The sequence below is a fragment of the Acinetobacter sp. SFA genome (assembly GCF_001647535.1).
GTDB classification, from domain to species: Bacteria; Pseudomonadota; Gammaproteobacteria; order Pseudomonadales; family Moraxellaceae; genus Acinetobacter; species Acinetobacter pecorum.
This window is the reverse complement of record NZ_LSZI01000007.1, coordinates 40,753-62,195: the sequence shown is the minus strand read 5'-3', so window position 1 is coordinate 62,195 and position 21,443 is coordinate 40,753. Positions and strand designations below refer to the sequence as shown.

19 protein-coding genes and 1 tRNA gene are annotated in these 21,443 nt (G+C 45.1%); 11 read left to right on the top strand and 9 right to left on the bottom strand.

Features of this window, described 5'->3' with window-relative positions; all coding sequences use genetic code 11:
* Positions 1–20: 20 nt before the first annotated feature.
* Positions 21–629: a dual specificity protein phosphatase family protein gene (locus AY607_RS04570; protein WP_064101896.1), complete on the top strand. Its 609-nt coding sequence runs from the start codon at positions 21–23 to the stop codon at positions 627–629.
* Here the strand turns inward: AY607_RS04570 and AY607_RS04565 are convergent.
* Genes AY607_RS04565 through trpA form a run of 4 tightly spaced genes read right to left on the bottom strand, consistent with a single transcriptional unit; the run spans position 626 to position 4,615 of the window.
* Positions 626–1,642: an SPOR domain-containing protein gene (locus tag AY607_RS04565; RefSeq protein ID WP_064101895.1), complete on the bottom strand. Its 1,017-nt coding sequence runs from the start codon at positions 1,640–1,642 to the stop codon at positions 626–628. The two genes, AY607_RS04570 and AY607_RS04565, sit on opposite strands and share 4 nt — an antisense overlap.
* On the bottom strand, positions 1,639–2,922 hold the full coding sequence (gene folC / locus AY607_RS04560) for a bifunctional tetrahydrofolate synthase/dihydrofolate synthase (protein ID WP_064101894.1): 1,284 nt from the start codon (positions 2,920–2,922) through the stop codon (positions 1,639–1,641). The genes AY607_RS04565 and folC overlap by 4 nt, the downstream gene beginning before the upstream one ends.
* The gene (accD, locus tag AY607_RS04555) at positions 2,919–3,815 is read right to left on the bottom strand and encodes an acetyl-CoA carboxylase, carboxyltransferase subunit beta (RefSeq protein ID WP_064095191.1); all 897 of its coding nucleotides are present in this window, start codon (positions 3,813–3,815) and stop codon (positions 2,919–2,921) included. The genes folC and accD overlap by 4 nt, the downstream gene beginning before the upstream one ends.
* Positions 3,812–4,615 (bottom strand): tryptophan synthase subunit alpha, encoded by an 804-nt coding sequence (gene trpA, locus AY607_RS04550; RefSeq protein WP_064095192.1) that lies wholly within the window; start codon positions 4,613–4,615, stop codon positions 3,812–3,814. Before trpA ends, accD begins: the two co-directional genes overlap by 4 nt.
* Positions 4,616–4,980: 365 nt before the next feature.
* Here trpA and AY607_RS04545 point away from each other — a divergent pair, with 365 nt between their 5' ends.
* The gene (locus tag AY607_RS04545) at positions 4,981–6,315 is read left to right on the top strand and encodes a Na+/H+ antiporter NhaC family protein (protein ID WP_064095193.1); all 1,335 of its coding nucleotides are present in this window, start codon (positions 4,981–4,983) and stop codon (positions 6,313–6,315) included.
* Between the two features lie 49 nt (positions 6,316–6,364).
* On the opposite strand, the gene AY607_RS04540 is transcribed toward AY607_RS04545, so the two are convergent.
* Positions 6,365–7,402 (bottom strand): helix-turn-helix transcriptional regulator, encoded by a 1,038-nt coding sequence (locus AY607_RS04540; RefSeq protein ID WP_064095194.1) that lies wholly within the window; start codon positions 7,400–7,402, stop codon positions 6,365–6,367.
* Positions 7,403–7,544: 142 nt separating this feature from the next.
* On the opposite strand from AY607_RS04540, the gene AY607_RS04535 reads away from it, so the two are divergent.
* Positions 7,545–8,423, top strand: a complete 879-nt coding sequence (locus AY607_RS04535) for a metal-dependent hydrolase (RefSeq protein ID WP_064095195.1) — start codon at positions 7,545–7,547, stop codon at positions 8,421–8,423.
* Positions 8,424–8,481: 58 nt separating this feature from the next.
* On the opposite strand, the gene AY607_RS04530 is transcribed toward AY607_RS04535, so the two are convergent.
* Positions 8,482–9,474, bottom strand: a complete 993-nt coding sequence (locus AY607_RS04530) for a DUF2804 domain-containing protein (RefSeq protein ID WP_064095196.1) — start codon at positions 9,472–9,474, stop codon at positions 8,482–8,484.
* A 136-nt stretch (positions 9,475–9,610) separates the two neighbouring features.
* Complete coding sequence (locus AY607_RS04525; protein ID WP_064101893.1) at positions 9,611–10,120, bottom strand: DUF1543 domain-containing protein; 510 nt, start codon at positions 10,118–10,120, stop codon at positions 9,611–9,613.
* A 483-nt stretch (positions 10,121–10,603) separates the two neighbouring features.
* On the opposite strand from AY607_RS04525, the gene AY607_RS04520 reads away from it, so the two are divergent.
* A complete protein-coding gene (locus AY607_RS04520) occupies positions 10,604–12,841 on the top strand; it encodes an NADP-dependent isocitrate dehydrogenase (RefSeq protein WP_064095198.1) in 2,238 nt (745 codons plus the stop codon).
* 233 nt (positions 12,842–13,074) lie between these two features.
* Here AY607_RS04520 and AY607_RS04515 read toward each other — a convergent pair.
* A tRNA-Leu gene (locus AY607_RS04515) sits at positions 13,075–13,161 on the bottom strand.
* Positions 13,162–13,328: 167 nt separating this feature from the next.
* Here AY607_RS04515 and queA point away from each other — a divergent pair.
* The 7 genes from queA to secF all read left to right on the top strand — a co-directional run bounded on the left by queA (position 13,329) and on the right by secF (position 20,713).
* Entirely contained in the window at positions 13,329–14,363 is a 1,035-nt protein-coding gene (queA, locus tag AY607_RS04510; protein WP_064101892.1) for a tRNA preQ1(34) S-adenosylmethionine ribosyltransferase-isomerase QueA, read from the top strand.
* A gap of 16 nt (positions 14,364–14,379) precedes the next feature.
* Positions 14,380–15,408 carry a hypothetical protein gene (locus AY607_RS04505; RefSeq protein WP_064101891.1) on the top strand — a complete coding sequence of 343 codons (1,029 nt, stop codon included), beginning with the start codon at positions 14,380–14,382 and terminating at the stop codon, positions 15,406–15,408.
* Positions 15,409–15,431: 23 nt separating this feature from the next.
* Positions 15,432–16,001: a LemA family protein gene (locus AY607_RS04500; protein WP_064095201.1), complete on the top strand. Its 570-nt coding sequence runs from the start codon at positions 15,432–15,434 to the stop codon at positions 15,999–16,001.
* 217 nt (positions 16,002–16,218) lie between these two features.
* Complete coding sequence (gene tgt, locus AY607_RS04495) at positions 16,219–17,349, top strand: tRNA guanosine(34) transglycosylase Tgt (RefSeq protein WP_064101890.1); 1,131 nt, start codon at positions 16,219–16,221, stop codon at positions 17,347–17,349.
* Positions 17,350–17,450: 101 nt separating this feature from the next.
* Positions 17,451–17,780 carry a preprotein translocase subunit YajC gene (gene yajC, locus AY607_RS04490; protein WP_064095203.1) on the top strand — a complete coding sequence of 110 codons (330 nt, stop codon included), beginning with the start codon at positions 17,451–17,453 and terminating at the stop codon, positions 17,778–17,780.
* 51 nt (positions 17,781–17,831) lie between these two features.
* Positions 17,832–19,730 carry a protein translocase subunit SecD gene (gene secD, locus AY607_RS04485; protein WP_064095204.1) on the top strand — a complete coding sequence of 633 codons (1,899 nt, stop codon included), beginning with the start codon at positions 17,832–17,834 and terminating at the stop codon, positions 19,728–19,730.
* Between the two features lie 8 nt (positions 19,731–19,738).
* A complete protein-coding gene (gene secF / locus AY607_RS04480) occupies positions 19,739–20,713 on the top strand; it encodes a protein translocase subunit SecF (protein WP_171254909.1) in 975 nt (324 codons plus the stop codon).
* Positions 20,714–20,772: 59 nt separating this feature from the next.
* Here the strand turns inward: secF and AY607_RS04475 are convergent, their stop codons facing one another.
* Positions 20,773–21,423, bottom strand: coding sequence for a hypothetical protein (locus AY607_RS04475; RefSeq protein WP_064101889.1), 651 nt, complete (start codon positions 21,421–21,423; stop codon positions 20,773–20,775).
* Positions 21,424–21,443: the final 20 nt, after the last annotated feature.

Below are 21,443 nucleotides of genomic sequence, written 5' to 3'. Positions count from 1 at the left end.
AAACAACAATCAGGGTTTGTATGAAAATCTGTATATTTCCAATCATGATAAGTGGCTACCTCCTGACCACAGGTTGTGTGACCACGCCCGCCCTGCCTGCGCATGAACGTCCTCAGCATTGGGGAAAGGCAATTCATCAGGATTATAATTTTCATCAAATCAGTAATTTTGTCTATCGTAGTGAACAGCCTTCATCCGAACTCGTTCCCTATTTAAAGCAACATCATATCGATGTGGTTATTAATTTACGTTCGCGGGATAAAGACAGCTTTGTTTTGAGCAATGAAAACTTTCAGCTGCATCATGTACCCATACATACCTGGGCAATTGATCGAGAAGATTTATTGGAAGTTATGCTACTGATCCAGCAAGCACAACAAAACAACCAAAAAGTTTTACTGCATTGTTATCACGGTTCAGACCGTACCGGTGCCAGTGTCGCCATGTACCGGATTATTTTTGAACATTGGCCGGCTGAGCAGGCGCTACAGGAAATGAAACATGGCGGTTATGGCTTTCATACAATTTGGCGGAATATCGAAAAGTTATTCACGCCTGAAAATGTAAAATGGATTCGCGAACAGCTCGCAAATCCATCTACAGAAATTTCGACTAACCAAAATAATTAACGCTTATCTAGTGGCACCCAGTCATTGACCCAAGCTGATTTCATATTCAGGCTGGCATCAGACGTGATTTTCTTGCGGAGTGCGTCTGCAGTATCACGGTCTTTAGAGGGTCCAACCATGATACGTATACCTTTAGAAGTAGGACTTTTGGTGACCTTATAGCCTTTGGCACGCAGCTTGGCTGCCACCGCATCTGCATTGGCTTCATTCGCAGCCAGTGCCACCTGCACCATCCATTGCTTGTCCTCTTCTCCTTCCAGAAGTTTACGTGCCTGTTCAGCTTCTGCTTTCTTCTTGGCTTCTTCAGCTTTACGCTTTTCGTCGGCTTTACGTTTTTCCTCGGCGGCTTTACGTTCAGCTTCTTTCTTTTCAGTCGCTTTACGCTCTTCCTCGGCTTTACGTTTTGCTTCAGCCGCCTTACGTTCTGCTTCGGCTTTTTGCTGCTGCTCTAATTTGCGTTTTTCTTCTACAGCTTTACTTTCAGCCGCTTTACGCTCTGCTTCTTTCTTGGCTGCATCAGTAGAACTATTGGCTTTTTGTTGGTCCAGCTGCTGCTGGGCTAACTTTTTTTCTTGTAGTGCTTTTTCTTCAGCCAGACGTTTCTGCTTGGCCTGTTCGTCTTCCACCAGTTCTGGCGGAATATTATCGGAACTTTGCTGTCCCATACGGTGTGCATTCAGTGCAGCATATTCTTCTGCAGCTTTACGCGCAGCATCTGCCTCAGCCTGCTGTTGCATCGCTAAAAACTCGGCCGCACGCGCCTCCTGTTCTGCAACTGCTTTTTCGCGATCACGGCGTTGCTGTTCAAGTAAGCGTTTTTCTGTTTCCACATCGACCGTCAAAGAACCGAGTGAATGATTGCCTGATTCTTTATTTTCGACTTCCGCAGCCTGGGCCGGATTTTGCTGACGGTCATGATTGATTTCATCTTGGCCTTTCAGGAGTAATGCTGCCAATAAAACACCACCACCGAGTAAAACAACACCGCCCATCCAGCGCTGTTTGTTATTCATTGACATTCTTCCAAATACTCCCATACCGCTTCTAAGGTATGAAATGATCCACATACCAAAATCAGCTGATTATTATCTGTTTGATCCAGTGCTGATTTAAAAGCTAATTTTACATTGTCAAATTGTTCTACCGCCTCACCGCTTAAAGCATCAGCCAAAACTGTGACCTCTGCCGCACGCGGAACGGATAATGGTGCAATTTTCCACAATTGAACTGTGTCTTTCAATAACTTGGCGACAGAATTTATATCTTTATCTGCCAGCATTGAAAATACGCAAATAACTTCATTATATTTTTGATTGTAATTTAAATAATCTCGCAACTGTTTCAGCAGAAATTCGACCCCATGCGGGTTATGTCCGGCATCAAAAATCACGGTTTTATTCTGGATTTGACGGATTTCAAACCGTCCCGGCAATTTTGCCGTTTGAATGCCTTGCGCAATTGCCTGCTGGCTGACATTTAATCCGCTCAGCAGAATGGCGGCCACGGCGGTAGAAATATTATCCAGCGCCAGCGATCCTGTTGGGAGTTTTAAGGTGGTACCCGATGAAGCAAAAGCCCAGCTTTGGCCATCTTCAAACGCTTCATAAAAATAATCCCGGTTGATGGCATACAAGGGAGCATTACATTCGTGAGCTTTATCCAGAATGGCTTGCGGGATCTGTTGTTGTCCACCAAACACCACGGGAATATCCGGGCGAATAATTCCGGCCTTTTCAAAAGCAATTTTCTCGATGGTGTCACCAAGCCAGTCAGTATGATCCAGACCAATATTGGTAATCACCGCAACATCCGGATTGACCACATTGACCACATCCAGACGGCCGCCTAAGCCAACTTCCAGCACCCAGACATCACAGCCTTGATCTTTAAAAATCACAAAAGCGGCCAGTGTGGTGGCTTCAAAGAAAGATAGGCTCAAACCGCATTCGCGACGAGCTTGATCGACCTGAACAAAAGCATCAATCAGCAACTGATCTTCCACCTCAATGCCGCGTAATTTAACGCGTTCATTAAAGCGATACACATGCGGAGATTGATACAACCCGACCTTGAAGCCTTGTGCATTCAGAATCGCGGCCAGTGTGGTAGTGGTTGAACCCTTCCCATTGGTTCCTGCCACTGTCAGCACTTTGGCCTCTGGAGATGTCACGCCCAGCTTTTCAGCCACCGGAATAACGCGCTCCAGACCTAAATCAATACCCGTAACGTGAACATGGCTCCAATAATCGAGCCATGTGTTTAAAGAATCTGTTGCTAATGGTGCTGTGTTCAATGCAAATTCATCAACTTCGTAACGATACGATAAACTGTATCACGTAATGCATGACGGTGAACAATCTGATCGATTACCCCATGATCAAGCAAATATTCCGCGCGCTGGAACGGCTCTTCCAGTTTTTCACGTACGGTCTGTTCGATTACACGTTTACCGGCAAAGCCAATCATCGCTTTCGGTTCGGCAAGATGTACATCACCCAGCATTGCCAATGAAGCAGTTACACCACCGTATACCGGATGAGTCAGTACGACCACATAAGGCAGACCCGCTTCTTTTAAACGCTGGATTGCAGCCGAAGTACGCGCCATTTGCATCAGGGACAACATGCCTTCCTGCATACGTGCACCACCAGAAGCAGCAAAACAGATCAGGGGCTGACGGGTTTCAATCGCACGTTCTGCCGCCTGAACAAAGCGGTCACCCACTACTGTACCCATCGAACCGCCCATGAAGTCGAATTCAAACGCACAGGCAATCATCGGTACGCCTTTCAGCAAACCTTGAATCACGACCAGTGCTTCAGTTTCACCGGTTTTCTTTTGCGCTTCAGCCATACGGTCTGGATAGGCTTTGCTATCGACAAATTTCAGTGGATCTTTGGCTACAAATTCCTGACCCAGCTCTGTTTGTACCTGGTCAAAGAACCAGTTCAGACGCTCACGGGCTTTCATACGCAAATGTTCATCACATTGCGGACAGACATAGGCATTGAATGACATGGCAGTACGGGTCACCAATGCATGACATTCAGGGCACTCAATCGTAGGCTCGGTAAATGTCGCTTTATATGCCGTTTGCTCATCGGGTACCTGAATGCCCGGAACAGTGCGCTCCGTCCATGGGGTCGATGGGCTCAGAATTTTGCCTGATTTCAGTTGTTGACTCATACTAACTCATCGAGCGCTGCTCGAAGCTCCTTGACTTTATTCACCGTTGCAATAACGGCTTGTTCTGGTGCGAGCGTTGCAAACTGCTTTACAAACGCACTACCCACAATAACTGCATCGGCAGCAACACCCATCGCTTTCGCAGATGCAGCATCACTGATACCGAAACCTACGCCTACAGGAACATCAGTCACAGCTTTAATCTTTTGAATGCGTGCAGCAGCTTCAGAAACATCTAAAGTTGCTGCACCAGTCACGCCTTTCAGTGACACATAGTAAATAAAGCCGCTGGCCTGTTTTGCTACATGTTGAATACGTGCATCGGTTGAAGTTGGTGCCAGCAGGAAAATCTGATCCATGTCATATTTTTCCAGTACTTCACCCAGACTTTTTGCTTCTTCTGGCGGTAAGTCCACCAGCAGTACGCCGTCTACTCCACATTCATAAGCATAAGCCACAAACTTTTCATAGCCAATTACTTCAACCGGATTCAGATAACCCATCAGCACCACTGGTGTTTCGCGGTCTTTCAAGCGAAATTCTTTCACCATATGCAGTGCATCCAGTGTATTGGTCCCACCAGCCAGAGCACGTTCAGCAGCTAGCGCAATCACCGGTCCATCTGCCATCGGGTCTGAGAAAGGAAGTCCCAGCTCAATCACGTCGACACCCGCATCCACCATCTCATGCAACAAAGGCACCGTAATTTCTGGATGCGGATCACCAGCCATTACATAAGAAACTAAAGCTTTACGCTGTTGAGATTTAAGTTGTGCAAATCGGGCGGCTAAACGTGACATAGGGTGATATTTTCCTTAACGTGTTTCAAACTTGAGGCATTGACTATGTAGAAATACAAGACATCGCATTGTAACGCTATTTTTTGTCCAATGAACAGTCTGCGATACCGACCTCGAGTACTTCATTTCCTGTGCGAAGATTTCAAAACAATTCGGAAGGGTCTATTTACGATTATTTTGATTTTTTTCACAATGATCAAAGATGCCTAATTTTGCTATTACCTAAAATCTTGAATATTTAGATAAACTTATTTTTATCATATAAAAATTAATAAAAATGCAGATGTTAGCGCATTCATATAAAGTTTTCTGAAATTGCAAAACCTGCTTTATACTAGTCCTATTCTCTTACTTTTTTATCTCCTATGCAGACTGATTCTGAGGCGACAGTGCAGGCACGCGCCATTGCACTGCTGCCGCTTATTGTATTTTTAACCATATTTTTGGGTAGCGGAATCTATCATTCCCTGATCGGAACCGAGTTCGCGTTCTATCAGGTGAAAGCGCCTGTGGCTGCCCTGCCTGCGATTATCTTGGCTGCATTAGTGTATCGCGGTAAACTTAACCAAGGCATTGAGGAATTCATCAGAGGTGCCAGTCATCCGAACTTAATCCTGATGTTTATGGTGTTTATGCTGGCCGGTGCCTTTGCCAGCGTCAGTAGTGCCATTGGCAGTGTGGATGCCACTGTGCAGATGGGCTTGTCGGTGATTCCACCCACATTTATTCTGCCGATGCTGTTTGTGATCTCGGCCTTTATTGCCACGGCTATGGGTACCTCCATGGGCACCATTGCAGCCTGTGCGCCGATCGCTTTTGGATTTGCCGAGGTCACCGAGATCAATGTAGTTTATGCGGTTGGTGCGGTCGTTGGTGGTGCCATGTTCGGTGACAATCTTTCAATGATCTCGGATACCACCATTGCTGCAACGACCAGTCAGGGCGTACAACTGCGTGACAAATTCAGAGTCAATGTCTGGATTGCGGTTCCTGCCTCAATCGTGACTATTTTGATTTACGTGTTGAGTAGCGGTAGTAGCAATGCAGTGGAATACAAGGACTTCAACTGGCTTCTGGTCTTACCTTATATCGCCGTATTTATTTTAGCCTTTAGCCGTTTACACGTTCTGGCTGTGCTGACCATTGGGGTACTACTTTCCGGCTTGTTTGGCCTGTTTGCCACAGCTGAATTTGATCTGCTCAAACTGAATACTTCAATTTATGATGGCTTTGTCGGCATGTTTGAAGTGGCATTATTGTCCATGTTCCTGGGTGGCCTGTCGGCGATCATGCAACGTGAAGGCGGTTTACGCTGGCTGATCGAGCGTATTTATAGCCTGACCCGTCTGTTTAAAGTCGGTCAGCAACGTGCTGGCGAAATCGGGATCAGCTTCTTGGTAGTATTTTCGAATATTTTTGTGGCCAATAATACCGTGGCGATTATTCTGTCTGGAGATATGGCACGTGAAGTTGCCAAAGAATACGGTGTAGATCCCAAGCGTTCTGCGGCACTGATGGATATTTTCTCCTGTGTGGTGCAAGGGTTGATTCCCTATGGCGCACAGTTACTACTGGCCTGTTCTATTGCAAAAATCTCACCGGTTGAACTGATTGGTGGTGTGTACTATTGCTGGATTCTGGCCATTTTTGCGATTGCGGCGATTGCATTTAGATTCCCCAAGATCAAAGCCAGCGCTTAACCTCACCATTTTCTTCAAATAAAAAAGCGACCTGTTTGGGTCGCTTTTTTTAGCTGCGCTGTTGGTGTAACTGCCTTTTGCGCTCTAACAATGTCTGTCCGGTGGCTGCCTTGTAGGCCCGTGCCAATGCCGACTGGTCAGAATAATCCAGCTGCTCAGCGATCTCGCTCAACCCCATTCCCTGTTGCAACAGCAGCTCGCAACGTTTAATCCGCTGCTGTTCCAGCAGTTTTTTAAATGAGGTGCCATGTGTGCTGAATAAGCGTTGCAAACTCCGTGTCGACATCAGCAACTGCCGGGCAAGCTGTTCAACTTTAATGGCCTGATGCCGGGTACGGAGCTGTTCGGCAATCATTTGCTGGGCCTGTTCCAGATGATTCTCAACTAGTGGCTTGGCTGCAATGGCCTGTTCTGCCTGATGCACCAGCAACTGTAACAGCATAGGATCTGCCTGCTCAGACCGATGTGCCAGTCCTTGTAAATCCAGTTCTATGCCGTAGTAGGCTTGGGAAAATTTCACCTCGCTGGCGAAAAACTTTTGATAATGCATTTGTCCCCTATCGGGCGCATGGACAAAGCGTACACAACGGACTAACAGTTGATGATCCTGTAAAATGACACGTCCCAACTGCACCATCGCGGCCATGGTCAGTTCATTTAGCAGATTATATTTTTCGTCCAGATAGGCCCAGTATAATTCAATACTGCATTCATGCTGCTTCAACTGCAAAGGTACAAACTCACCGCCATCAACCACCAGTCGTTGAAAACGCATGATATGGCAAATCATTTCCGCAACGCTGCTGCTCCGCGAAGCCATATAACCGAGCACACCAAAATGTTCTGGGCGAATGACTTGTACAATCTCGAAAATCAGCTGCGGACAGTTTAAATACTGCCGGGTTGTTAAAAGAAGCTGATTCAATAATTCTAGAGGCACTTGTGTGGCAAAAGGCTGATCAATCAGGGGGACAAGCACTTCATGTAGTTCTTGCAGAAAGTCAGCTTCCAAAGGCTCAATTTGCAGACCGCGCAGATAGGTCGCCCAGAGTTGAATATAACCATTGGATATTTTAATTTCTTGCATGCGCACTTCTCGCTGCCTGCTTTAGTCTGAGCAGTTTTATTTTCATTTGGCATAAAATGTATAAAAATTGGCAAGCTATGTCAAAACAATTACAGGATTCCCCGACATACTGTTCGCATCATCATAAAAAAGAACGTACAAGATGAATGCAGTATTAAAATCTTTGATAAAGCCCGTAGTACGGACCCAGCTTGATTTTAAACTGGATGAAATTCCACGCTACTGGTTGGGCGGCGATCCCTTTCTGACCCGCATGTTCGATGCCCTGAGCCTGACCTTTCCTGATGGTGAGCGCTATTTTATTCAGAGTGTACGCCTGTTCCGCGATCAGATCACAGACCCGGAACTGCAGCAGCGTGTTGCAGATTTTATTCGTCAGGAAGCGCAGCATGGCATGACCCATGAAAAAATGAATCAGCTGATGCGCGAGCAAGGCATGCCCGTAGATCAGTTCATTCAGCGCCTGAATTACATGATGAATTACGACTTGAAAAACCGCTCACCTGAATACAATATCGCGGTAACTGCTGCCGCAGAGCATCTGACTGCGCTAATGGCCGAGACTTTTTTTGGACAGAAAGATACGTTAAGAGATGCCCATCCTTTTGTTCGTGCCATGTTTGCATGGCATGCCATTGAAGAAATGGAACATCGTGATGTGGCTTTTGATGTGATGAAAGATGTAGCAAAAACTCCAGAGCTTCTGCGAAAATATAGCTTGGTGATTACTACCCTGCTCATGTTCAGCTTTACCATATACCGCGCCAATATCATGCTTAAACATGATGGATTCACGCCATTACAACGTTTACAAATGAACTTAAAAGGACTGCCCTGGTTTTTTGGCCGTAACGGGAAATTGACCCGTATGGGTACACAATATCGGGACTGGTTTAAAAAAGATTTCCACCCTTCCCAGCATCCGGTAATTGCCCAATATGATGTCTGGGTAAAAACTCTAGCCGAAACCAATGATCCTATTCAGGCCGGTGAAGCCTTCTGGCAGGCTGCCAAAGATTAAGTTCAAATCAAAAAGCCTTCAAAATTGAAGGCTTTTTTTATGTCTTATGCCTGTACATTTACCACTTGGCATAATGCTGTTCAAGCAAGGCATATTCATTTAGTAAAATAATTTCCTGATCATCTTGCTGAATCGTTCCGGAAACCTTGGCTTGCCACTGACTAAACTGGCTCCCGACCAGACGCAGGTTTAGATTTTCATAACGGCGCCAGCCTGTGCTGACCATCAGATTCAATCTTTCATCCAGCGACTGAATCGTCCATTGGTTTTCCGATTCCTGCTGGAACAGCACATCGGCCAGTGGATAAATTTTTCCATTGACCCACAGACAGTTCTCGTTGCCAAAACTTTCATTCACGCCCGAAGCCAGATTAAGCCCAATCCGGTTATGGTTCACATCCCAGAAATTACAGGACAGCCAGAACCAGGCGGTTTCCGGGCGTAAAAAGCCACACGTATCATCTAATGAGGCAAAGCTGCGTTCATTAAACTGGATGGTTTGTCCCTGCTTGTTAATGAAAAAGCCTTCACAGCCCAAAGTGGTCAGTTTCTGGGTATAGGTCCAGCCATTGATGCCAGTCGGACTGCACATACTCAGTGGATCGGTTCCAGCACAGAAAATTCGGGCACTGAGTTTAATTTCACCATATTTGCTGACATTGATATAACGCACGCCGTTGGCATGCTGAATATCGATCTGAAAAGGTGACTTGTGAAAATAACTATGATTAAACAGCGGCTGTTCATCCAGCACAGTGTTACGGGACAGGAAATTAATCGCATTCCATTCCAGCACTTCATTGGTCATATGGTTATAGACATAAACAAAGCCATGCCCTGCCCATGCAATATCGGCGATCGCCAGTCCAATGGTATAATGTTCGTGCTGAATACTACAGAATTTGAATTTCTTATATTTTAAATGCTTACGCCAGCCTGACAGCACATGACCATAAGGATTTTTGTATTGATATGCCTGATAGTCAATACTTTTTGGAAGCTCCTTGAAACGTCCATAACGCGGTTGTCCATTTGCCTGAATTAAATCCATTTAAGACATTCCATCTCAGTCAAAACTGTTTTTTCCTTGACAGTATTATGCCAATTATTAAATTTTGATAAAGTTATTTTTTAAACCGCTTATCGAATCCTTCAGCCGGAAGAAACTTTCTCTTTTATAGACAACTTTAAATGGTGAGATAGGTATTTTCCCAGTGATTGTCACTAAAGCTGCCTTCTACCAGTTGGACATAGCGGCCATAGACCTGATCAATTGCAAGACAGTCATCTACATCCAGTACACGGTCGGTATGCTGTTTTTGCCAGTGCCGGGCGAAGTAGGCTTTACCGCGCTGTTTAGCCACCATGGCATTCTGTGCAACCACCAGCACATAACGATGCAGCTCGCCAAACTCGCGTGAATCATAACCACCCAGATTAATCAGCCAAAGTTTTTCATCGGCCGGATTCGGAGCAGCATCAGTGAATTGCAACGCATAGGATTTACCCTCGAACTCCAGCCCGTTAATTTTTGCCCAAGCATCAATATGCAGACCTTTCTGCTCCGCAAACCAAGCATTTTTCAATTGCAGATAAGTATCTTCTAGACTCTCTCCTACAGCCAGAACCACATCATGAACTTCTGTATTGGCACGGGCATGACGGCCACCAAGCATCACAATAAACAGGCTGGGCATAGTATTTCCTTATTCGAGTCGATCTTTCAAAATGAGTGGATGTATGTCGACCAGTATAGCGCAAAGCCATTTTGTAATTATGGCGTCATCTTCCAGAGCTAGATTGACAGACTGAGGTATGAATTTATGCAAAACAGGTTCCGGAATCGTTATCTATACAAGATCAGCTTTATTCCTTCTCAATTCACTCTCAGGCTAAAAAAGTCTTTTTCAGGGGATACATTTCGCTAGTGGCTCATTTCCAAGCATTTACATCGGGATTTGCAGCCGCAGAAGGATTATTTTTTGTACAAAACACAAACACGGCTAAACTGCACAAATCTGTACGAATTTTCGCCCGAATTTCAATATGAAAGCATATTTCGTTGACTGAAAAGCGCTGAAGGACGATACTCTCAATGTTTTTATTTAAGCAAATCGGTTCAACGAGGCTGAGCCAAAAGTTCGGGCCTCAGAAACTCAATCCAACGCAAGGGGCTATATATGGCTGGTGGAAAGTCACAAATCATTTACACACTGACTGATGAGGCGCCACTACTGGCGACTTACTCACTGCTGCCGATCATTGAGACCTTTACTAAGCCTGCTGGTGTAGAGATTGTTAAAACTGACATCTCTGTAGCTGCACGTGTGCTCGCAGAATTCTCTGACTATCTCAGCGATGAGCAAAAGGTAACTGACAACCTCGCAGAACTAGGTCGTCTTACACAAGATCCAGACACGAACATTATCAAACTCCCGAATATCAGTGCGTCAGTTGCGCAGCTGACTGCTTGTATCAAAGAACTTCAATCGAAAGGCTATGCGATTCCTGACTATCCTGAGAATCCGGCAACTGAAGAAGAACAGGCACTTAAAGTACGTTACAGCAAATGTTTAGGTTCAGCAGTTAACCCTGTTCTACGTGAAGGTAACTCTGACCGTCGTGCACCAGCTGCAGTTAAAAACTACGCGAAAAAACACCCACATTCTATGGGTGAATGGAAGCCTTGGTCACAAACTCACGTTTCTCACATGCAAGAAGGCGACTTCTACCATGGTGAAAAGTCAATGACTTTAGACCGTGCACGCAATGTGAAAATGGAATTGATCACTACCTCTGGTGAAACCATCGTTCTTAAGCCAAAAGTTGCGCTTCTAGACGGCGAAATCATCGACTCAATGTTCATGAGCAAAAAAGCACTTTGCGACTTCTATGAAAAAGAATTAGAAGATTGTAAAGAAGCTGGCATCTTGTTCTCTTTACACGTGAAAGCGACCATGATGAAAGTTTCACACCCGATCGTATTCGGTCACTGTGTGAAGATTTACTACAAAGACGCTTTTGAAAAGCATGCGAAATTATTCGACGAACTCGGCATTAACGTGAACAACGGTATGGCGGGTCTTTACGAAAAAATCGAAACGCTTCCGACTTCTTTACGTGAAGAAATCATCGAAGATTTACATGCGTGTCAAGAACACCGTCCTGCTCTTGCGATGGTTGACTCAGCAAAAGGCATCACCAACTTCCATTCTCCAAACGACGTTATTGTAGATGCATCTATGCCTGCAATGATCCGTACTGGCGGTAAAATGTGGGGTGCCGATGGCAAGCCTTATGACTGTAAAGCGGTAATGCCTGAATCTACATTCGCGCGTATTTACCAGGAAATGATCAACTTCTGTAAGTGGAACGGCAATTTCGACCCACGTACAATGGGTACTGTGCCTAACGTTGGTTTGATGGCTCAAAAAGCTGAAGAATACGGTTCACACGACAAAACTTTCGAAATTCCAGCAGCGGGTGTTGCAAACATCACTGACCTTGAAACTGGCGAAGTGTTGATGTCTCAAAACGTGGAGCAAGGCGACATCTGGCGTATGTGTCAGGTGAAAGACGCACCAATCCGCGACTGGGTAAAACTTGCTGTAACGCGTGCACGTAACTCTGGCATGCCAGCAATCTTCTGGTTAGACCCGTACCGTCCACACGAAAACGAATTGATCAAGAAAGTTCAAACTTACTTGAAAGATCACGATACAGACGGTCTGGACATCCAGATCATGTCTCAAGTACGTGCGATGCGTTATACACTTGAGCGTGTTGCGCGTGGCCTGGATACTATTTCAGTAACTGGTAACATTCTACGTGACTACCTGACTGACTTGTTCCCAATCATGGAACTTGGTACTTCTGCGAAAATGCTTTCTATCGTGCCTTTGATGGCTGGTGGCGGCATGTACGAAACAGGTGCAGGCGGTTCTGCGCCTAAACACGTACAACAGCTTGTAGAAGAAAACCACTTACGCTGGGATTCTTTAGGTGAATTCTTGGCTCTTGCTGTATCTCTTGAAGAGCTTGGCATCAAAGAAGACAACGCACGTGCGAAACTTCTTGCGAAGACACTTGACCAGGCAACAGGTCAACTTCTTGACAACGACAAGTCTCCTTCACGCCGTACTGGTGAACTAGACAACCGTGGCAGCCATTTCTACCTTGCTAAATTCTGGGCTGAAGCACTGGCTGCTCAAGACGAAGATGCTGAACTTAAAGCGAAATTTGCGCCGATTGCTCAAGCACTTGCTGACAACGAAGCGAAGATTATTGCTGAGCTGAACGAAGTTCAAGGTAAATCTGTAGACATCGGTGGTTACTACGCAGTAGATCCAGCGAAAGTGGGTGCAGTAATGCGTCCAAGCGCTACATTAAACTCAATCCTTGAGTCTTTTGCTGCGTAATCGCATGAAAGCTTAAAGATGATTTAAAAAACCGGTCCTTGGGGCCGGTTTTTTTATATCTTGAGTTTTTCACCTAGGGATTTATGCAGGTACTTATTTGCCAAAGTAATCGGATATTCCAAAACACAAACAATTTAAAAGGTACAGTTGAAATGATGCATCATTTTAATTTTTATAAATTTCAGGCAATAAAAAACCCCAAGACTGAATATGCTTGGGGTTTTTTAGAATTTTGGTCCCGAGGGTCGGACTCGAACCGACACGTCATCTCTGACAGCGGATTTTGAGTCCGCCGCGTCTACCAATTTCACCACCTCGGGAGTGGATGAAAGGTATAATACGCGATTTCTCAGCACTGTCAACGCAGAATATTTACATTTGTTTAATTTTAAAACAAATGGCATTTTTTCGTTTTAAAATCGAGCAATTCCCGCCATAAAAAAGAAAAAAGTTTATACTAGCCGCAGTTTTTTTAGCGTAAATCATCATGCAACTTTCTGATTTTAATTTTGATCTCCCCGATGAGCTGATTGCTCGTTATCCACTGGAAACCCGTAGTGCCTCCCGTCTGCTTCACCTCGATGCCCAAGGCCAATATCATGACCATCAGTTTACTGACATTCTCGATTTACTGAATGAAGGCGACTTATTGGTCCTGAACGATACTAAAGTGATGAAAGCCCGCCTCAAAGGTAAACGTGCCTCAGGGGGTGCAGTCGAAGTTCTTGTTGAACGTATGATGGATCAGTTCATTGCACACTGTCATATCAAAGCCAGCAACTCACCTAAAGCAGGTGCAGAACTGTTTATCGGACCCGATGCAGTGAAAGTAACCATACAAGGTCGTCATGAAAACCTGTTTACTGTTGAATTTTCTCAACCGATTCTAGATGTACTGGATCAATACGGTGCCCTGCCTATTCCACCTTACTTTAACCGTGAAGCAGAGGCGATTGATACAGAACGCTATCAAACTGTCTTTAACGACCCGACTAAAATTGCCAGCGTTGCCGCCCCGACCGCATCATTGCACTTTGACGAAGATTTATTGAAAAAGCTGGAAGAAAAAGGCATTCAAAAAACTTTCGTAACCTTGCATGTTGGCGCAGGTACATTTTTACCGGTGCGCACCAGCGATATTGAAAATCACATCATGCACAGCGAATGGTGCCAGGTGTCTGATGCATCTATGGAGCTGATTAAAGCTACCAAAGAACGTGGCAATAAAGTGATTGCTGTAGGTACCACAGCCACACGCGCAACTGAAAGTGCAGCTCAAGCCAATGGCGGTGAACTCAAAGGCTGGACCGGTGATACCCAGATTTTCATCTATCCAGGTTATCAGTTCAAAGTCGTCGATCGTTTGATTACCAACTTCCACCTCCCAGAATCAACCCTGTTAATGCTGGTATCCGCCTTATCTAACCGTGACAATACTCTGGATGCTTACAAGCATGCGGTAGACAGCAAGTATCGCTTCTTCAGTTATGGCGATGCCATGCTGATTGATCAGGCACAATAAGCGAGAACTATTTTCCATGCCGATCGAGTCTGTACAACAGTCCATTCATATTCGCCGCAAGAAAAATGCAGTGGTGTTTAAAAATATCGATCGGCTGTGGCACTTAACGAGTGATGCCAAAAGCCATCAGGACATTCTTAATGGCTTGCATCCATGGCAAGGTTCAATTTCTCTAAAATTTGAAAACACCCTACCATGGTTCTTGGCACTCTTTGGTTTGATGCAAGTATTCAGCCTTATCATTGCACCGCACAATTTCTGGCTGCAATGCAATTTTGCCTTGGGTTTTGGCATGTTGTTTTGGGCCTATCTGATTTATGAAAAAGAGCGCTACATCAATGATGTAATTGAATATTTAGAAGAACGTGTGCTGACACATAAATATCATCTCCACTTTCAACAACAGCCACAACATATTTCAATGCCACTTAATCCTCGGCAATTTATTGGCAATTTAAAACGCCTTTTTCCTGTTTTTGAACGTGGCTCATTACGCAATGACATCTCACGTTATGCCAGTACCACATGGTTAGATGAAAATGAACAAGAACACCAAGTCTTGTTGTTTGAATACCACTATGTAGATGAAATTAAAACCATCGACAAAAATGGCAATACCGTCAAACTCATTGAACAACATAAAAATTTGTGGGGTGCATTTGTCTTTGATGTCTCTGTGCAAGGGCTTGCCATTAGCACATCAAGACGTCCCTTCCCCTCACCTTATCGCCATCCTTGGCATAGCAGTGATATACGCACCAATCAGCGTTTAAAATTTTATGGCACAGATCCCATGCAAATGGCAAAACAGCTTAGTCCAGGTTTTGTGCTCCGATTAAGTCAATTTTTCCAATACCGTGAAGGCGATCTTATTTTTCATCCCCAACAACGTGTGCTGTGCTATTTAGGGCCACATGACATTTTTAATGCGCCTGAACGCAAGCAAAATATCCAAGATATTTCTGCATTGCGTGGACACCTGAGAACGTTTAAATTAGTAGAATTGGAAAAACTACAAACTGACTTGGTTCAGTTTTTAAAATAATTATTTTTCTGGGGACTGCTTTTATGGGATTTATTGTTTTTGTCATTATCCCGATTCTGGTGATTGTTGCCATTATCATGATCCGCAACAGTATTGTCCGTCATCATAACGCCACGATTCGGGCCTGGTCAGATGTTGCCAGTTATGAACGGCAAAAACTGAAAATTCTGGACGGGCTGCAACCACTGGTTGAACAATACTCGAGTTTCGAAAAAGGCACGCTAGAAAAAGTGACCGAGCTGCGTCAAAACATCATGAACCTGAATATCAAGGATGCTGACATTGGACAGTTACAGCGCATTGAAAGCCTGAATAAACAGCTGATGCATAGCCTGAATGTGGTGATTGAAAATTATCCGGAGCTGAAAGCCAATGATATTTATCTGAAAATGATGGCTGAAATTGAAGAACAGAATGAAAATGTCGGTGCTGCGATTACCATTTATAACCGTAATGTCGAGCTGTTTAATAACCAGATCCAGATTTTTCCGCACAACATCATTAACAATATGCTGCTCAGAAAAAAAGTGGTACGCCCTTTCCGCGATCAAAGTGTGACCCAGAATTTTGATTACCGTCCGAACTTTCACTGAATGAGCAGCACCTTGATCCGGGAAGAGATTATTTGCTCTTTATCGCAGCTTTCTGTGAACTTACGCATTTCACCTGATCTTTCATTTATTAATCGATAAATAAAATTACAGAGCGAATGCTCTACAATGCTGGCGTTTAGCATAAGAATCAAGGAAAATAGCGCCCTTTACATTGAACAATCAGCGAACTGTTTTTTCGCCTTGATGTGGAACTCCTATGAAGTTTGAAAAGTTAGCGCAATCCGGTCGTGCCCGTCGTGGTCGTTTGACGCTTGAACATGGTGTGGTAGAAACTCCAATGTTCATGCCTGTCGGTACTTATGGTACGGTCAAAGGCATGTTGCCGCGTGATGTCAAAGAGATCAAGTCTCAGGTCATTCTGGGCAACACTTTCCATTTGTATTTACGTCCAGGCCTTGATGTGATTCGTGAACATGGCGGCCTGCATGAATTCATGAAGTGGAACAATCCTATTCTGACCGATTCAGGCGGCTTCCAGGTTTTCAGTCTGGGCGCAATGCGTAAAATCAAAGAAGAAGGCGTAACCTTCCGTTCACCAATCGACGGTTCAAAAGTATTTTTATCTCCTGAAATTTCAATGGATATTCAGCACACGCTGAACTCTGACATTGTGATGATTTTTGATGAATGCACACCCTATCCGGCCACACATGAAGAAGCGCAAAAATCGTTGCAGCTGTCTTTGCGCTGGGCGAAACGCTGTAAAACCCAGCATCATGACGTACTGAAAAACCGGAATGCTTTATTCGGTATTATTCAGGGCGGCATGTATGAAGATTTACGTGATGAATCTTTAAAAGGCCTGCTAGAAATCGACTTTGATGGTTATGCGATTGGCGGTCTGTCCGTGGGCGAGCCAAAAGAGGAAATGATCAAGGTACTGGATTATCTTCCAGAAAAAATGCCGGCAGATAAACCGCGTTATCTAATGGGTGTCGGTAAGCCAGAAGACATTGTGGAAGCGGTGCGTCGCGGTGTCGATATGTTTGACTGCGTGATGCCAACCCGAAATGCACGTAACGGTCACTATTTTGTGACAGACGGCTTGGTGCGGATCCGTAACAGCAAATATCGTCATGACCAGAGTCCACTCGATCCGCATTGCGACTGTTATACCTGCCAGAATTTTACCCGTGCCTATTTATTCCATCTTGAGAAATGTGGGGAAATGCTCGGCTCGATGCTCGGTACGATTCATAATCTGCGCTATTACCTGCGTTTGACTGAAGCCATGCGTGATGCATTAGACAACGGTACATTTGACGAATTTGTCCATGACTTTTATACCCGCCGTGGTCTGGAAGTGCCACCTTGTCCGCAAGATTAATCCATCAGCATTTGCGCTGAGGAAAAAGACAATGTAAATTGCAGGAATATGTCAATTTATTATCCAGTTGATCACCAGTTTTTTTATTTTAGGAAAATGTAATGAGCCTTTTTATTTCGACTGCTCACGCTGCAGGTGAAGCTGCACAACAACCAAGCATGATAGCGAACCTTTTGATGATTGCTGTTTTTATTGCAATCTTCTATTTCTTGATCTGGCGTCCTCAATCTAAACGTGCCAAAGAACACCGTGCTTTGGTTGAAAGTCTGGGCGTTGGCAGTGAAGTAGTATTTGCAGGCGGATTAATGGGCAAGATCACCAAGATTGAAGGTGACTTCGCAGTGGTTGAATTGAGCCGCGGTGTAGAAGTCAAAGTTCAACGTGCAAGTGTAATCTCAGTTCTACCTGAAGGCACTTTAAATAACCTTTAATCAAAAATAGTCGTGCCCTCGCACGACTTTTTCATTTTAAGAAGAAAACGAATGCGTTACCCAGCATGGAAATATGTACTGATCCTGGTTGTTCTGGTGATCAGTACTTTATATGCCCTGCCAAGTTTGTATCCAGATGAACCTGCTGTACAGATTTCGGGTGCCAAAGCCGGTACTCAAATTGATGCAAGCATCGTACAAAAAGCAGAGCAAATTTTAAAAACTGAAAATATTGCCACTCATGACAATAGCTTTAGCAACAATGCGGCCCTATTACGTGTAGATTCAAGTGAAGCGCAACTTAAAGCCAAAGAAGCTTTACGTCGTGGTTTAGGTGATGAGTACGTGGTTGCACTTAACCTCGCCCCAACCACCCCAGAATGGCTGCAAAAAATTGGTGCCAAGCCAATGAAGCTTGGTCTGGATTTACGTGGTGGTGTTCACTTCTTGCTTGAAGTGGATATGGACAAGGCCATTGCCCAGCGTATGGAAACCTCTGCGACGGATCTCCGTCGTCAGTTACGTGATAACAACCTGAAATTTAATAGCCTGACTTTAAGCAACAACACCATTGTGATGCAGTTTGCCAACAATGATGATCGTGCTGCAGTGATGGACTTCTTGCGCCGTAACGGCAATGAGTTTACCCAGCAGGCTGTTGCAACCAGTACCGGTTCGACCTTACGTCTGAACTATACCGATGTGCGTAAGCAAGAAATTGAATCTTATGCAGTCAACCAGAACTTGACCACCTTACGTAACCGTATTAACGAGTTAGGTGTGGCTGAAGCACTGGTTCAAACCCAAGGCAGTAACCGTATTGTGGTTGAGCTTCCGGGTGTGCAGGATACAGCTGAAGCGAAACGTGTCCTTGGCCGTACCGCGAACCTCGAGTTCCGTCTGGTATCTGACCTGAATGATCAATACATCGATCCATATACCGGTCAGGCTACAGGTGCATTACCACCGGGCACAGAAGTCTTTGCCTATGAATCACTGGACAGTGGTCGTCAGCTCCTTCTGAACCGTAACCGTATTTTAACTGGTGAACGTGTTCAAAATGCATCCAGTGGTTTTAGCCAGGACACTGGCGGTGCAGAAGTGAACATTACGCTGGACAGCGCAGGCGGCAAGCTGATGTCGGATGCGACCCGTAATGCGGTTGGTAAACGTATGGCAGTGCTGTTCATCGAAAACAAACAGCGCATTAACTATGTGGAAGACCCGGCAACTGGCACTCAAACTGAAGTCCGTACGCCATATACTGAAGCTGTCGTGATTAATGCTGCGACCATTCAGGCGGTATTAGGCTCTCAGTTCCGTATTACCGGTCTGGACTCGCCACAGGAAGCGGCTGAACTTGCATTAATGCTTCGTGCAGGTGCGTTGGCTGCGCCAATGTACTTTGTTGAAGAACGTGTGATTGGTCCAAGTCTGGGTCAAGAGAATATCGACAAAGGGGTGCTTTCAACTCAGATCGGTTTCCTCTTGGTTGCCATCTGGATGGTGGTGTTCTTCCGCGTATTTGGCCTGATTGCCAACTTTGCCCTGATATTTAACCTGGCAATGATTCTGACAGTCATGTCTTGGATTGGTGCGTCCCTGACCCTGCCGGGTATTGCCGGTATTGTGATTACCATTGGTATGGCGGTCGATGCCAACGTACTGATCTGTGAACGAATACGCGAAGAAATGAAATGGGGAGCTTCGCCAAAACAGGCGATTGTGGCCGGTTATGACCGGGCCTATAACACCATTTTTGACTCGAACTTGACCACCTTCCTGGTAGCATTCATTCTGTTCGCGATTGGTACAGGTCCGATCAAAGGCTTTGCCGTGACCTTAATGATTGGTATTGTCTGCTCGATGTTTACTGCCATTACAGTAACACGTGCAATCGTACAGATCATTTATGGCAAAAAACGTAACTTGAAAAAGTTGAGCATTTAAGGAGATCAATGATGACTGAAAATACTCAACTGGATCAAAAACAGTATGGTCGCCCGGAAGACGAACGCATTATCCCGTTTATGAAGATTGCAATGCCTGCGGCATTGTTTTCAATCCTCTTAACGGTTGCGAGTATCTTCTTTATTGCCACCAAAGGTCTGAACCTCGGTCTGGACTTTACTGGTGGTGTGGCAGCTGAACTGAATTATGCCAATCCGGTCAAACCGGAACAGGTTTCCCAAGCACTCAGCAAAGCCGGTTTTAATGATGCCGTGGTTCAAACCCTCGGTTCAGAACGTGATCTGATGGTGCGTATGCCCGTACAGGACGATATCGAAGCTGAAGACCTGACTCTAGCGGTTACAGCAGCGGCTCAATTGCCAAATAATCCGGCAGAAGTACCAAAGGTCGATGTGGTCGGTGGTCAGGTGGGTAACGAGCTTTATGTTCGTTCTGCTGGTGCTGTAGCACTGGCGCTTCTGCTAATGCTGGTTTATGTCACCATCCGCTTTGAGTTCAAACTGGCCATGGGCGCCGTGTTGTCACTATTCCATGACATTATCGTCACCCTCGGGATTTTTGCGATGATGCAGTGGCCATTTGACCTGACTGTACTTGCAGCACTCCTTGCAATCATCGGTTTCTCGCTCAACGATAATATCGTGGTCTCTGACCGTATCCGTGAGAACTTCCGTAAGATTCGTGGTGCAGAGCCGGTCGAAATTGTCAACATCGCCCTGACTGAAACCTTGCGTCGTACCATTCATACTTCTATGACCTTATTGCTGGTGGTGCTTGCCATGATGCTGATAGGCGGTGATGGTCTGAAATGGTTCTCGATCGCGATGTTTGTCGGTGTCTTTGTCGGGACCTATTCATCCATCTATATCGGTACGGCCTTTGCCTTGTGGCGTGGTCTAAACCGTCAGGACTTTATTGTTCAGGTGAAGCCAGAATTTGAAGACGAGAACCCGATTCCATAATCAGTTCTGTTTGCATGTTCATTGTTCAGCCCGTCTTAAGATGGGCTGAATTATTTCTGCTATTTGAACATACTGGCCGTGGGAATAATCGCAATGACGGGATGAATTTTCTCAATATCAGTCTTTTGGAAAATCACCTGTCGGTGTTCATCCAGACTTTGAAACTCATAATGATCCTGAGTGTCACTGACCAGTTGCAAAATGAGCTGCAGGCCATTAAGCAGATACACACAAAGAATATCCGATCCGGCCACCTCTGCATGTTTGTCACAGATCAGCCACCAGCCCGGTTTTAAGCTGGGGACATAATACGGTCCTGCTACCTGAATCGCGTAATGCTGTGCTTGCAGATAAAAAATATCCTGATTGAATGAGAGCGCTAAATCTATAGGAATAAGTGCGAATGCCTGCTGTTGCACCACCTGCATCTGAAATAGTCCACCTTGCTCTGAAAGTGGAGATAACTCTACTTTGGGTTCAGCTGACTGATCTAGAATGAGCGCATCTAGACCCAGTTGTTGCTCCAACTCTCTTGCTACTTTCTCGCCGATCTGGCGTTTGCTATTCAGTAATTGTGCGATATATGACGCAGACAAGCCGAAATGCTCACAGATCTCTTTGCCAGTTTTAAATTGCTGCGTTTCGATCAACAGATCAATGACCTTGGCCAAGTTATTCCGTCTACGTTCAAATATTTCAGTCACACTCATCTCGGTCTGCTGGTCTATTT

What these genes read in the sequence shown, in the direction of transcription:
- AY607_RS04530 (WP_064095196.1), bottom strand. Translation starts at nt 9,474, where the DNA reads ATGGATTTAATTCAGGCAAATGGACAACCGCGTTATGGACGTTTCAAG.
- AY607_RS04570 (WP_064101896.1), top strand. Translation starts at nt 21, where the DNA reads ATGAAAATCTGTATATTTCCAATCATGATAAGTGGCTACCTCCTGACC.
- AY607_RS04540 (WP_064095194.1), bottom strand. Translation starts at nt 7,402, where the DNA reads ATGCAAGAAATTAAAATATCCAATGGTTATATTCAACTCTGGGCGACC.
- AY607_RS04535 (WP_064095195.1), top strand. Translation starts at nt 7,545, where the DNA reads ATGAATGCAGTATTAAAATCTTTGATAAAGCCCGTAGTACGGACCCAG.
- tgt (WP_064101890.1), top strand. Translation starts at nt 16,219, where the DNA reads ATGAAGTTTGAAAAGTTAGCGCAATCCGGTCGTGCCCGTCGTGGTCGT.
- AY607_RS04545 (WP_064095193.1), top strand. Translation starts at nt 4,981, where the DNA reads ATGCAGACTGATTCTGAGGCGACAGTGCAGGCACGCGCCATTGCACTG.
- AY607_RS04525 (WP_064101893.1), bottom strand. Translation starts at nt 10,120, where the DNA reads ATGCCCAGCCTGTTTATTGTGATGCTTGGTGGCCGTCATGCCCGTGCC.
- AY607_RS04500 (WP_064095201.1), top strand. Translation starts at nt 15,432, where the DNA reads ATGGGATTTATTGTTTTTGTCATTATCCCGATTCTGGTGATTGTTGCC.
- queA (WP_064101892.1), top strand. Translation starts at nt 13,329, where the DNA reads ATGCAACTTTCTGATTTTAATTTTGATCTCCCCGATGAGCTGATTGCT.
- secF (WP_171254909.1), top strand. Translation starts at nt 19,739, where the DNA reads ATGATGACTGAAAATACTCAACTGGATCAAAAACAGTATGGTCGCCCG.
- AY607_RS04565 (WP_064101895.1), bottom strand. Translation starts at nt 1,642, where the DNA reads ATGAATAACAAACAGCGCTGGATGGGCGGTGTTGTTTTACTCGGTGGT.
- secD (WP_064095204.1), top strand. Translation starts at nt 17,832, where the DNA reads ATGCGTTACCCAGCATGGAAATATGTACTGATCCTGGTTGTTCTGGTG.
- AY607_RS04505 (WP_064101891.1), top strand. Translation starts at nt 14,380, where the DNA reads ATGCCGATCGAGTCTGTACAACAGTCCATTCATATTCGCCGCAAGAAA.
- AY607_RS04475 (WP_064101889.1), bottom strand. Translation starts at nt 21,423, where the DNA reads ATGAGTGTGACTGAAATATTTGAACGTAGACGGAATAACTTGGCCAAG.
- accD (WP_064095191.1), bottom strand. Translation starts at nt 3,815, where the DNA reads ATGAGTCAACAACTGAAATCAGGCAAAATTCTGAGCCCATCGACCCCA.
- yajC (WP_064095203.1), top strand. Translation starts at nt 17,451, where the DNA reads ATGAGCCTTTTTATTTCGACTGCTCACGCTGCAGGTGAAGCTGCACAA.
- trpA (WP_064095192.1), bottom strand. Translation starts at nt 4,615, where the DNA reads ATGTCACGTTTAGCCGCCCGATTTGCACAACTTAAATCTCAACAGCGT.
- AY607_RS04520 (WP_064095198.1), top strand. Translation starts at nt 10,604, where the DNA reads ATGGCTGGTGGAAAGTCACAAATCATTTACACACTGACTGATGAGGCG.